Source organism: Nocardia sp. NPDC058640, assembly GCF_042716995.1.
GTDB lineage: Bacteria > Actinomycetota > Actinomycetes > Mycobacteriales > Mycobacteriaceae > Nocardia.
In genome coordinates, this window is the sequence record NZ_JBHXRG010000019.1 from 1 (window position 1) to 12,782 (window position 12,782).

9 protein-coding genes are annotated in these 12,782 nt (G+C 67.8%); all 9 read right to left on the reverse strand.

The features are described 5' to 3' along the window. Positions 1–164: 164 nt before the first annotated feature. Positions 165–1,268, reverse strand: a complete 1,104-nt coding sequence (gene proB / locus ACFWU5_RS19720) for a glutamate 5-kinase (protein WP_379268169.1) — start codon at positions 1,266–1,268, stop codon at positions 165–167. Between the two features lie 103 nt (positions 1,269–1,371). Continuing rightward, positions 1,372–2,835, reverse strand: coding sequence for a GTPase ObgE (obgE, locus tag ACFWU5_RS19725; protein WP_379245124.1), 1,464 nt, complete (start codon positions 2,833–2,835; stop codon positions 1,372–1,374). A gap of 91 nt (positions 2,836–2,926) precedes the next feature. Further along, entirely contained in the window at positions 2,927–3,193 is a 267-nt protein-coding gene (gene rpmA, locus ACFWU5_RS19730; protein WP_379245122.1) for a 50S ribosomal protein L27, read from the reverse strand. Positions 3,194–3,217: 24 nt separating this feature from the next. Continuing rightward, positions 3,218–3,529 (reverse strand): 50S ribosomal protein L21, encoded by a 312-nt coding sequence (gene rplU / locus ACFWU5_RS19735; RefSeq protein WP_194828727.1) that lies wholly within the window; start codon positions 3,527–3,529, stop codon positions 3,218–3,220. A 233-nt stretch (positions 3,530–3,762) separates the two neighbouring features. Then, on the reverse strand, positions 3,763–6,900 hold the full coding sequence (locus ACFWU5_RS19740) for a translation initiation factor IF-2 N-terminal domain-containing protein (RefSeq protein WP_379268170.1): 3,138 nt from the start codon (positions 6,898–6,900) through the stop codon (positions 3,763–3,765). A gap of 534 nt (positions 6,901–7,434) precedes the next feature. Continuing rightward, complete coding sequence (ndk, locus tag ACFWU5_RS19745) at positions 7,435–7,851, reverse strand: nucleoside-diphosphate kinase (RefSeq protein ID WP_379245118.1); 417 nt, start codon at positions 7,849–7,851, stop codon at positions 7,435–7,437. 153 nt (positions 7,852–8,004) lie between these two features. Continuing rightward, positions 8,005–8,397, reverse strand: a complete 393-nt coding sequence (locus ACFWU5_RS19750) for a DUF4233 domain-containing protein (protein ID WP_379245116.1) — start codon at positions 8,395–8,397, stop codon at positions 8,005–8,007. Then, positions 8,394–9,764, reverse strand: coding sequence for a bifunctional folylpolyglutamate synthase/dihydrofolate synthase (locus tag ACFWU5_RS19755; RefSeq protein ID WP_379268235.1), 1,371 nt, complete (start codon positions 9,762–9,764; stop codon positions 8,394–8,396). Before ACFWU5_RS19755 ends, ACFWU5_RS19750 begins: the two co-directional genes overlap by 4 nt. A 122-nt stretch (positions 9,765–9,886) precedes the next feature. Further along, positions 9,887–12,565, reverse strand: a complete 2,679-nt coding sequence (locus ACFWU5_RS19760; RefSeq protein ID WP_379268171.1) for a valine--tRNA ligase — start codon at positions 12,563–12,565, stop codon at positions 9,887–9,889. Positions 12,566–12,782: the final 217 nt, after the last annotated feature.

Here is a 12,782-nt window from a genome sequence, read left to right on the forward strand (position 1 = left end):
GTCCGAGGCGAAGCCTCAAGCAACGGTGGCTAACTCGCGGCCCCTCAGGGGCCGCGCTCGAGCGCGCCAGCGCTCCAAAAACACAGCCTCAAACAACCCGGGACCACTCAAACCCCGTGGCTCTGCCAGACCAACCCGCCCCGGCCCCACCCAAACCCCAACCTCTAAACCTTCACCAGATCATCCGCATGAATCACCGGACGCTGCATAGTCTCCGGCAAATCCGCAGTAGACCGCCCGATCATCGCAGCAACCTCAGCACTGTCGTACTCGACAACCCCCCGAGCAACAACAACACCCTCAGGACTCACCAAATCCACCACATCCCCCCCGAAGAACCGCCCCCGAATCCCCGTGATCCCCGCAGCCAACAGCGAATGCCGCCCAGCCACCGCGTCCACGGCACCGGCATCCAACAGCACCGCCCCCCGCGGATCAGCAGCATGTCGCACCCAGAACTTGCGGCCAGACAACCGAACTGCGCGAGCAGCGAACGCAGTCCCCACAGCACCGTCGGTCAGCGCGGACGAAGCGTCACCGGCCGAGGCCAACAGCACCGGAATCCCCGCATCGGCGGCCAGCCGCGCAGCGGATAGTTTCGATGCCATTCCCCCGGTACCCAGCGCCCCACCGCTACCGGCGATCACACCGTCGAGGTCAGCGCTGCTGCGCACCTCGGGAATGAAGTTGGCGGCACCTTTACGCGGGTCACCGTCGTACAACCCCGCCACATCGGACAGCAGAATCAACGCGTCGGCCCCCACCAGATGCGCGACCAGGGCAGCCAGCCGGTCGTTGTCGCCGAACCGGATCTCCTCGGTAGCTACAGTGTCGTTCTCGTTCACCACTGCGATCGCACCGAGCGCACGCAACCGATCCAGCGTCCGCTGGGCATTGCGATGATGTTCTCGACGCGCGAAATCGTCTGCGGAGAGCAGGATTTGGCCGACTGTTCGGTCATAACGAGCGAAGGAGGTCCCCCAGGCGTGCGCGAGAGCCAGCTGCCCCACACTGGCCGCGGCCTGCTTGGTCGCCAGGTCCTTGGGCCGTTTCGACAGGCCCAGCGGTGCCAGCCCGGCACCGATCGCGCCCGAGGACACGACCACCACATCCGAACCCGCTCGCATCCGCGCTTCGACCGCGTCGGCGAGCAGATCCAGTCGCGCGGTGTCCAGCCCACCTTCGAGGCTGGTCAGCGCCGACGAACCGATCTTCACCACCACGGTGCGCGCCGACACGATCGCCGCGCGGCCCTGACTCACCTGCATCGCTTCACTCCCTGCACCACGATCACCGACGTACTACCGAACCCGCAGTATGCCGATCCCACGGTCGCGCCCGACACCGAATTTCGCCGGGCGCGACCGGTTTTCACTCTTTTCGTTCGCCGTTCTCGTCGAGCAGACCACGCCGTGCCTGCGAGGCGAGCTTGCGCTCGGCCGCACCGATGCGGTCGTTGGTCTCCAGGCGCAGGTCGGTGCCACGGCCGGTCGGCTGCATGTCCACACCCGCAGAGATCATCGGCTCCCATTCGAACGTGACGTTGGCGATGGTGACCGGGCAACCCGGCTGCGCACCCTGCTTGACCAGCTCGGCTTCGACACCCAGGCGTGCCAATCGGTCGGCCAGGTAGCCCACGGCCTCGTCGTTGTTGAAGTCGGTCTGCTTGATCCAGCGCTCGGGGCGGGTGCCGCGCACGATGAAACCGCCTGCCTCCTCCGGATCGGCGATGACGCTGAAGCCGGTCTCGTCGGTGGCGATCGGGCGGATGATGGGGCGCTTGGGCGCGGCCTTGGGGTGATCCTCGCGATACTGGCGAACCATGTCGGCCAGCGCGAACGTCAACGGGCGCAGGCCCGCCCGGCTCACAGCGGAGATCTCGAACACGGGCCAGCCACGTTCGGCGAACTCGGCGGACACCATTTCAGCCAGCTCGGCCGCATCGGGCACGTCGGTCTTGTTCAGGATGACCACGCGCGGGCGGTCGGCGAGGTCACCGAGGCTGGCGTCACCGGACAAGGCAGGCTTGTAGGCGGCGAGCTCGGCTTCCAGGGCGTCGACGTCGGAGACCGGGTCGCGGCCGGGTTCCAGGGTCGCGCAGTCCACGACGTGGGCCAGCACCGCGCAGCGTTCGATGTGGCGCAGGAAGTCCAGGCCAAGGCCTCGGCCTTCGCTGGCGCCGGGGATCAGGCCGGGCACGTCGGCGATGGTGAAGGTCGTGTCACCCGACAGCACGACGCCCAGGTTCGGGACCAGCGTGGTGAACGGGTAGTCGGCGATCTTCGGCTTGGCCGCGGACAGCACCGAGACCAGCGAGGACTTGCCCGCGGACGGGAACCCGACCAGGCCGACATCGGCGACCGACTTCAGCTCGAGCACGACATCGACCTCGTCGCCCTCTTCGCCGAGCAGCGCGAAACCGGGCGCCTTGCGGGCCTTGGACGCCAGCGACGCGTTGCCCAGGCCTCCGCGGCCGCCACGGGCGATGATGAACCGGTTGCCCGCGCCGACGAGGTCGCAGACCACCTTGCCGTCGTCATCGACGACGACCGTGCCGTCGGGGACCTGCAGCACCAGATCGGCGCCGTTCTTGCCCTCCCGGTTGCTGCCCTCACCCGGCTTGCCGTTACCGGCCTTGGCGTTGGGGTGGAAGTGGAAGTCGAGCAGGGTGTGCACGTTGGCGTCGACCTCGAGGATCACGTCGCCACCACTGCCGCCGTTGCCGCCGTCGGGCCCGCCGAGAGGCTTGAATTTCTCACGATGCACCGAGGCACAACCGTGTCCACCTCTACCGGCATGAACATGCAGCACGACGCGGTCGATGAATTTGGACATGGATTGATTCTCCTCCTTGTGCACCAAAAAGCGGGTCAGGGAAACAACCCTGACCCGCTCTGGTGTCTGTGGGGAGCAAAGCTCCAGGCGGTCAGGCCTGGACCGGCTCCGGTACGACGATGTTGATGGTCTTGCGGCCACGCTTGGTGCCGAACTCGACCGCGCCCGCTTCGAGAGCGAACAGGGTGTCGTCGCCACCACGGCCGACGTTCACGCCCGGGTGGAAGTGGGTTCCGCGCTGACGGACCAGGATCTCGCCCGCGCTGACCTTCTGGCCGCCGAAACGCTTCACGCCGAGGCGCTGTGCGTTCGAATCGCGGCCGTTCCGGGAGCTGGATGCGCCCTTCTTATGTGCCATTGCTTCGTCTCCTCGGGAAAATTCTTACTTGATGCCGGTGACCTTGATGACCGTCAGCGGCTGACGGTGACCCTGGCGCTTGTGGTAGCCGGTCTTGTTCTTGAACTTGTGGATCCGGATCTTCGGGCCCTTGGTCTGGTCGATGACCTCAGCTGCCACGGAGATCTTGGCCAGCTTGTCGGCGTCGGTGGTCAGATCGGTGCCGTCGACGACGAGAACCGGGGTCAACGCCACGGCGGTGCCGACGGGACCCTCGATCTTCTCGACCTTCACCAGGTCACCGACCGCGACCTTGTACTGCTTTCCGCCGGTCTTGACGATTGCGTACGCTGCCATCGGTCGGCTTCCTCCACTCACATTGGTGCTGCACATGTCCACGCCGCAGCTGCGACGTGTATTTCTGGGCTCATCCCCGCAAGAGCGGGGGAAGAACGTTTGCTGCCTGCGGTACGCATCCGGCCTGTTCGGCCAGACGCTCAATCACTGGGCAGCGACCGACCTAGGTTACCAGAACGGTATCCACTACCCCAATTCGGCCGGTCAAGGACCGAATTGGGGCAACGGTCGAGCTACTTCGTGTCGGCCGGCGCGCCCGCGGGGCGACCCACGGCGCGTCGACGCGGCTTGCGTTCGGGCACGACCACGGGCTCCGCGGCGAAGTCCACGACGGCCGCTGCGGGCGGCTGATCGTTGGCCGACAGCACGAACACGGCGCCCGCGCTGTCCTGTGCGGGTGCGGCCGTAGAGCGGGCTACGCGGCGCCTACGTGGTGCGCGCGCCGCGGGTTCGGCGGCAGCCGGTTCGGGCTGCGGAGTCTCGACAACCGCAGTCTCGACAACCTCGGGCTCGACAACCGGCGCCTCGACGACCGGGGCCTCGGCGACGGTCTCGACGGGTGCCGAGGTCACCTCCTCCTCGGGTTCGGCGGACATGACCCCGGTCAGCGGACCCTCGGTGCTCGGCTCGCTGTGCGCGGCCGCGGATCCACGGCCCGACCTGCGCGAACGCGACCGCGAACGCGACCGGGTGGCAGGCTCGACAGATGCTTCCTCGACCACCTCGACGTCCAACGGCTCGTCCTCGTGGTGGCCGGTCATCGCCAGCACCACCGGGTGAGCCCGCTTGACCGCGATCTCCTCCTCGGCGTGCTCGACGACCGGTGCGGTGCCGTTGGTCGCGGGTGCCGCGGCCACGGCGGGCTTGTCGCGATCCTTGCCGCGACGACGCCGCGCACTGTCCTTGGCCCGCGGTTCCTCCACACCCGACCCGGAATCCACCGGGTAGGAGTGCACAAGAATGCCGCGCCCGTGGCAGTGCTCACAGGTGGTGGAGAACGCCTCGACCAGCCCGGTACCCAGCTTCTTACGGGTCATCTGGACCAGACCCAGCGAGGTGACTTCCGACACCTGGTGGCGGGTGCGGTCGCGACCCAGCGCCTCGGTGAGACGACGCAGCACCAGGTCACGGTTGGATTCCAGGACCATGTCGATGAAGTCGACCACGATCATGCCGCCGATATCGCGCAGCCGCATCTGGCGCACGATCTCCTCGGCCGCTTCCAGGTTGTTCTTGGTCACGGTCTCCTCGAGGTTCGAGGAGCCCGAGCCGGTGAACTTGCCGGTGTTGACGTCGACCACGGTCATGGCCTCGGTGCGATCGATCACGAGGGTGCCACCCGAGGGCAGCCACACCTTGCGATCCAGTGCCTTGGCCAGCTGTTCGTCGATGCGGTAGGCGTCGAACACGTCGACGCCGTTGTTCTCGTGCCGGTTGACCCGCGGGAGCAGGTCCGGCGCGACGGTGCGCACGTACGTTTCGACGGTGCTCCACGCGCGGTCGCCTTCGATGACCAGCTTGGCGAAGTCCTCGTTGAACAGGTCGCGGATGACCTTGACCAGCATGTCGGGCTCTTCGTAGAGGGCCTTGGGTGCGTTGGTCTCCTTGGCGGCGGCCTCTTCGATGGTGCGCCAGGCGGCCTGCAGCCGTTCGACGTCGCGGGCCAGTTCGGGCTCGCTGACACCCTCGGACGCGGTGCGGATGATCACGCCGGCATCGGAGGGAACGATGTCGCGCAGGATCTCCTTGAGCCGCTTGCGCTCGGTGTCGGGCAGCTTGCGGCTGATCCCGGTCGACGTGCCACCGGGCACGTACACCAGGAAGCGACCGGCCAGGGAGATCTGGGTGGTCAGGCGGGCGCCCTTGTGACCGACGGGGTCCTTGGACACCTGCACCAGCACCGTGTCGCCGGGCTTGAGCGCCTGTTCGATCTTGCGCTCACGACCACCGAGACCGGCGGCCTCCCAGTTCACCTCACCGGCGTAGAGCACGCCGTTGCGGCCGCGGCCGATGTCGATGAACGCGGCTTCCATGCTGGGCAGCACGTTCTGGACCTTGCCGAGGTAGACATTGCCCACCATCGACGCCTGACCGGAACTGGTCACGAAGTGCTCGACGAGGATGTTGTCCTCGAGCACCGCGACCTGGGTGGTGGTCTGGTGGCCCGGCGCGTGTTCGGCGGGGTCGAACGCCTTCTCGCGCACGACCATCACCCGATCAACGGCTTCGCGGCGAGCCAGGAACTCCGACTCGGTCAGGATCGGCGGACGACGACGCCCGGCTTCCCGACCATCCCGGCGACGCTGACGCTTGGCCTCAAGGCGAGTGGAACCGGAGATGCCCTGCACTTCGTCGGGGTTGCTCGCGGTGGCCCGCTCGCGCCGCTTGTTGCGGGGCTCGCGCTCGTGCACGACGGTGTTGGGCGGATCGTCCTCGGTGACCGTCTCGGTCTCGGCGGACTCGCCACCGACCTTGCGGCGACGACGACGGCGACGGCGACGGCTGGCGCCATCGGAGGTTCCGTCCTCGTCGTCGGCATCCTCGGCCTCGGCGGCGACGCTGGTCGGCTCGGCCTCGGCGGCGACCGGTTCGGCCTGCTGCTCGGCCTCGTCGGTGTCGTCGTCGTCGGACTCGGTGTCCTCGCCGTCGGCGGACTGCTCGCCACGACCACGACCGCGGCCACGACGGCCACGACGGCGGCGGCGCGGCTGGCCGTCGGCATCGTGGTCGTTGTCGTCGGCGGCGTCGTCAGCGGACTCCTCGACGTCGACCTCGGCCTCGATCTCCTCGACCGGCGCGGCGACGGGCTCCTCGCGCTTGGGGGTCCGGTCCGCGCGACGGCGCTTGCGGGTCTCCTCGGCGGCGGTGGCGTCCGGGGGCAGGAACAGCGGCATACCCACCGAAGCGGGTGCTTCGAAGGCGGGTGCCTCGACCTGCGGGGTGGTATCGGCGGACCGGTGGGTGAACAGGTCCGTGTGGGCGTCCTCGCGCATGGCGGCGAACACCTCGTCGGTGCGCGCGACATGCGGTGCGGAGAACAGCGACGCGGGCGCCGCGGAAGTGTCGGCCGGCTGCTCGGCGACGGGGGTGGACGCGGCGCGCTGCTTCTTGGCGCGCGTCGCGGGTGCTGCGGGTTCGCTGGGGGCGCCCGGTTCGGCGTCAGCGGCGGCGATCGCGTCGCGCACCGTTTCGGCGACCGCGCGATCGACATTGGATTGCACACTGCGCGCCTCGGCGCCCAGCTCGGCCAGTTTGGCCAGGATGCGTTTGCTGGTCACTCCCAACCGTTTGGCCAGTGCATGAACTCGAATTCGCTCCGGCAATTGATCGGCATCCTGTTGTGTTGTGTCCAGCGGCTCTTTTTCGGCCACGAAGTCTCCTCGGGCCCCCGGGCGCGTCCATCCCCGGTACGGGAGTGACGCGGCCGACGCGGGGGCATCGTCCGTGCACCTCGCACCCGATGGTACGAGGGTCATCTGGTCTCGCCCCGCGTGTCCGGTCGCACCTTTGATCGATCATCTGGCGGGCCAACCGGTCACACGGCGCCTGGCTGTACGGCGTGCCACCGCGCTTACGAGCGCTCATCCAGCGTGCCACGCGGACAGCCCCAGCAACAGGGCCATTCTGTGGCAGCGATGATCGGCATCAACCGCGGTGTCATCCGGTCATGTCCGCCGCCGCGTCGCGTACCTGCGCAACAAGTCGACGTCGAACACATCCGTGTTCAGTATCCCATACCGTTCGCGCGGGGATCGCCATCGGCGCAACTCACGCGAACTGTGCCCCGCTCACGACCGGAGTATTCCTCGGTGGATCCCGTGAGCCAGGGCCACCCGGCCGGGCGGAGTCGATACCGCCTGACCGGGTGTCCTACTTGTTTCTGCCGCGGTGCGAACCTGCGAGGGTCAGGCCGGGAATTCGGGGAACCAGAGGGCGATCTCGCGCTTGGCGGACTCGGGCGAGTCGGATCCGTGGACCAGGTTGAACTGGGTCTCGAGGCCCAGATCGCCGCGGATGGAACCGGGCACGGCCTTCTCGACGGGGTCGGTGCCACCGGCGAGCTGACGGAACGCCGCGATCGCGCGGGGACCTTCCAGCACGGCCGCGAGGACCGGGCCGGAGGTGATGAATTCGATCAGCGAGCCGAAGAACGGCCGCTCGGCGTGCTCGGCGTAGTGCTCGGCCGCGAGCTCGGGGGACACGTTCTTCAGTTCCAGCGCCGCGAAAGTGAGGCCCTTGCGCTCGATCCGCGCGAGAATCTCGCCGACGAGGCCACGGGAGACACCGTCCGGCTTGATCAGTACCAACGTCTGCTCAGTCACGGGGGTAACCCTAGCGTCGGCCGTGTCAGCACGCGGATCGGGCCCTCGAGCCGGGGGCGACGGCTGTCAGGACGCGATGATTTTCGCCGACTGGGACTCAGGAATTCGAACGCATTCGCTGACTGGGTAGTAGTCCTGTGTACCCAGCAACCGTCAGGAATTCGAACGCATTCGCTGGCTCGGGAGTAAGCCTGCGTCCATCCGGCGCTGGACATCGGCGCGCAGAATCAGAATGAACGCCCATACCGCGATGAACACCACCGCGATCACGCCGATCGACAGGTGGATGAACGCACCGGCCAGCAGCAGCACCTGCAGACCCAGGTTGAACGGGATCGCCCACGGCTTCCGCTGCACACCCGCGCCCGCGATCATCAGCAACGACAGCACCACCAGGTAGGTGCCCGACAACCACGTCACACCGCCGCCGACATCGGCGACCACCGGCAACGCCAGCAGCACGACGATCGCCTCGAGGATCAACGTCCCCGCCATCACCCCGCGCAGACCCTTCCAGGGGTCAGGAACTGTGGGCGCCTCACTCATGCCGGTCCCTTTCCGAACAGTGCGCGCGCGGCACCCGCGGTGACGACCGACCCGGTGACGATCACGCCGGCGCCGGAGATCACGTCGCCTTCGTCGCCCGCCTGCTCGGCCAGCGCGATCGCCGACTCGAGCGCGTCGGGCAGGGTTTCGGCGGTGATCACGCGTTCGTCGCCGAACCGCTGCACAGCCAGGTCGGCCAGCGCGTCGACGTCCATGCCGCGCGGCGAACCGTTGCTGGTGACCACGATCTCGTCGAAGATCGGCTCGAGCGCGTCGAGGATCCCGCCCGCGTCCTTGTCGGCGAGCACCGCGACCACGCCGACCAACTTGCGGAAGTCGAACTCGCTGGTCAGCGTCTTGGCCAGGGCTTGCGCGCCGGCCGGATTGTGCGCGGCGTCGACGAAGATGGTGGGCGCGTTGCGCATTCGTTCCATCCGGCCGGGGCTGGCCACGCTCGCGAAACCGGTGCGCACCGCTTCGATATCGAGCTGACGATCCGCGCCCGCGCCGAAGAAGGCTTCCACCGCGGCCAGTGCGAGCGAGGCGTTGCGGGCCTGGTGTTCGCCGTGCAGCGGCAGGAAGATCTCGTCGTAGACGCCGCCCAGACCCTGCAGGGTCAGCAGCTGTCCGCCCACGGCGACCGCGCGTTCCAGCACCCGGAACTCCGCGCCCTCGCGGGCAACGGCGGCGTCCTCGGCCACGGCGCGCCGCAACAGCACGTCCATCACCTCGGGCTGCTGCTCGGCGATCACCGCGACGGTGTCGGTGGGGATCAGCGCTTCGGGGGCGCGCTTGATGATCCCGGCCTTCTCCTTGGCGATCGACTCGAGGTCGGGGCCCAGATAGTCGGTGTGGTCGAGGCCGATCGGGGTGATCACCGCGACCTGCGCCTGGATCACATTGGTGGCGTCCCACGTGCCGCCCATGCCGGTTTCGACCACGGCCACGTCGACCGGGGCTTCGGCGAACGCCGCGTACGCCATGGCGGTGAGCACCTCGAACTTGCTCATCGCCGGACCGCCGGTTTCCGCGGAACGCAGGTCGACCATGCCGATGTACGGCGCGAGTTCGTGGTAGGTCGCCACGTAGTCGGCCGGGGTGATCGGCGCGTTGTCGATGCTGATCCGCTCGGTCGCCAGCTGCAGGTGCGGGCTGGTGATCCGGCCGGTGCGCCGGTGCAGGGCGGTGAGCAGGGCGTCGATCATCCTGGTCACCGAGGTCTTGCCGTTGGTGCCCGCGATGTGGATGGCCGGGTAGTTGTGCTGCGGGTTGCCCAGCAGATCCATCAGGGTGGAGATCCGGGTGAGCGAGGGCTCGATCTTGGTTTCGGGCCAGCGCTTGTCGAGTTCGGCTTCGACCAGCGCCATTTCGGCGAGGTCGACCGGTGAGGGCCCGGTGTCGGGACGAGCCTCCTCGTAGCCGGTACCACCGAAGTCGCCGCTGTCGGGCTCGATGTCCTCGGGGTCGATATCGAAGGGGCCCAGGTCGCTCATTTGGCGCTCAGCTCCGCCAGGCGGGCGCCGATGCGCGCGACTTCGGCCGTGGCCACATCCCGACGCGCGGTGATCTTGTCCACGACCGGCTGCGGCGCCTTGGCCAGGAAGGCCTCGTTGCCGAGTTTGGCGGTGGTGGTGTCGAGGTCCTTCTGCGCCGACGCGAGATCCTTTTCCAGGCGTCGACGTTCGGCGTCGAGGTCGATCGCGCCGGAGGTGTCCAGCTGCACGGTGACGGTGCCGCCGGACAGGCGCACCTCCACCTCGGCGGTGGTGGCGAAGTCGTCACCGGGTTCGGTGAGGCGGGCCAGGTTGGCCACCGAGTCGGCGAAACCGCTCAGTCCGGCCTCCTCGATGCCGACCAGGGTGGCCTTGACCTTCTGCTTGTCGGCCAGGCCCTGATCGCCACGGAACCGGCGGATCTCGGTGATCAGGCGCTGGGTGTCGGCCACGCGCTGGGCGGCGAGTTCGTCGGTGGCGATGCCACTGGCCTGCGGCCACGCCGCGATCACCAGCGATTCGCCGCCGGTCAGTGCCTTCCACAGTGTTTCGGTGACGAACGGGATCACCGGGTGCAGCAGGCGCAACACCGCGTCGAGCACGGTGCCCAGCACCACCGCGGTGCTCTCGGCGCGCGCGTCGGATTCGGCGAACTGGACCTTGGACAGCTCCAGGTACCAGTCGCACAGTTCGTCCCACGCGAAGTGGTACAGCGCCTCGCAGGCCTTGCCGAATTCGTAGGCGTCGAACGCGGTGTCGACGTCGGCGCGGACCTCGTCGAGCCGGTCGATGATCCAGCGGTCGGCGTCGGTGAGGGTGTCGCGCGGGGGCAGGTCGCCCGTGCGCGCGCCGTTCATCAGCGCGAACTTGGTGGCGTTGAACAGCTTGGTGACGAAGCTGCGCGAGGCCAGCGCGTGCGCGTCGCCGACGGACAGGTCGCCGCCGGGCTGGGCGCCGCGGGCCAGGGTGAAGCGCAGCGCGTCGGCGCCGTAGGAGTTGATCCAGTCCAGCGGGTCGATGCCGTTGCCGCGCGACTTCGACATCTTCTTGCCGTGCTGATCGCGGATCAGACCGTGCAGGAACACGTCCTCGAACGGGACCTGTTTCTGCGCACCCTTACCGGCCGTGAGCACGGGATCGTCGCTGACGGACATGCCGAACATCATCATCCGGGCCACCCAGAAGAACAGGATGTCGTAACCGGTGACGAGCACGCTGGTCGGATAGAACTTCGCCAGTTCAGGCGTGGCGTCGGGCCAGCCCATGGTCGAGAACGGCCACAGACCCGAGGAGAACCAGGTGTCGAGCACATCGGGGTCCTGCACCCAGCCCTCGGGCGCTTCCTCGCCGGGGCCCAGGCACACGATCTCGCCTTCGGGGCCGTACCAGATCGGGATGCGGTGGCCCCACCACAGCTGACGCGAGATGCACCAGTCGTGCATGTTGTCGACCCAGTCGAACCAGCGCGGTTCCTGGCTGGCCGGGTGGATCTTCACGTCGCCTTCGCGCACGGCGTCACCGGCGGCCTTGGCCAGGGTGTCGACCTTGACCCACCACTGCATCGACAGGCGCGGTTCGATCGGCTCGCCGGAGCGCTCCGAGTGACCGACCTGGTGCTTGTAGGGGAACTTGCGTCCGACGATGCGGCCCTCGGCCTCGAGACGCTCGCGGATCTTCACACGGGCTTCGAACCGGTCCATGCCGTCGAATTCGGTGCCGGTGTCGGCGATCCGGCCGGCCTTGTCCATGATCGTGGGCATCGGCAGGCCGTGGCGCAGGCCGAGCTCGAAGTCGTTGGGGTCGTGCGCGGGCGTGATCTTCACTGCGCCGGAACCGAATTCGGGATCGACGTAGTCGTCGGCCACGATCGGGATCTGACGGCCGGTGATCGGGTGGTAGAGCGTGGTGCCGATCAGCGCCTTGTACCGCTCGTCGTCGGGGTGCACGGCCACGGCGGTGTCACCGAGCATCGTCTCCACGCGGGTGGTGGCCACGATCACGTGTGGCTCGTCATCGTTCAGCGACCCGAACCGCATGCTCACGAGCTCGCCGTCGACCTCCTTGTGGTCGACCTCGAGATCGGAGATGCCGGTCTGCAGCACCGGCGACCAGTTCACCAGTCGTTCGGCGCGGTAGATCAGGCCCGTGTCGTACAGGCGCTTGAAGATCGTCTGGACCGCGCGCGACAGGCCGTCGTCCATGGTGAAACGGTCGCGGCTCCAGTCCACGCCGTCGCCGAGGCGTCGCATCTGCCCCTGGATCTGACCGCCGGACTCGCGCTTCCAGTCCCACACCTTGTCGATGAACAGCTCGCGACCGAAGTCCTCTTTGGTCTTGCCGTCGGCGGCCAGCTGCTTCTCCACCACGGTCTGGGTGGCAATGCCCGCGTGGTCCATGCCGGGCAGCCACAGCACCTCGTAGCCCTGCATCCGCTTGCGGCGGGTGAGCAGATCCATGATCGTGTGGTCCAGGGCGTGGCCCATGTGCAGGGTGCCGGTGACGTTGGGCGGCGGCAACACTATCGAGTACGGCGGCTTGGCCGAGGAGGCGTCGGCGGTGAAGTATCCCGCGTTGACCCAGCCCTCGTACAGGTCGGCCTCTACCTCGCTGGGGTTCCAGCTCTTGGGCAGGGCATCGGCACGATTACGCGAGTTCTCCGGGGCTGTGGCGGTCACGTCCCAATCCTAAGGGGAGGCGGCGACACCTTTTTCCCCGCCTACCCGCGCACAAAAAAAGACGGAATCTTCGGTGGATGAGGGACACCGAAGACTCCGTCTACACCTGTGATCCTACCGGCGATCGCGCCCACCTCGAAGAATCCATATGGAATTCTCAGATTCGACCCCGCGCAGGTCAGCAAGGCCTATGACGCGCCACGGCGACACGCGGAAA

Excerpts from the sequence above, each read along its gene's own strand:
- proB (WP_379268169.1), bottom strand. The coding sequence starts at position 1,268 with ATGCAGGTGAGTCAGGGCCGCGCGGCGATCGTGTCGGCGCGCACCGTG.
- obgE (WP_379245124.1), bottom strand. The coding sequence starts at position 2,835 with ATGTCCAAATTCATCGACCGCGTCGTGCTGCATGTTCATGCCGGTAGA.
- rpmA (WP_379245122.1), bottom strand. The coding sequence starts at position 3,193 with ATGGCACATAAGAAGGGCGCATCCAGCTCCCGGAACGGCCGCGATTCG.
- rplU (WP_194828727.1), bottom strand. The coding sequence starts at position 3,529 with ATGGCAGCGTACGCAATCGTCAAGACCGGCGGAAAGCAGTACAAGGTC.
- ACFWU5_RS19750 (WP_379245116.1), bottom strand. The coding sequence starts at position 8,397 with ATGAGTGAGGCGCCCACAGTTCCTGACCCCTGGAAGGGTCTGCGCGGG.
- ACFWU5_RS19755 (WP_379268235.1), bottom strand. The coding sequence starts at position 9,764 with ATGGCGCTGGTCGAAGCCGAACTCGACAAGCGCTGGCCCGAAACCAAG.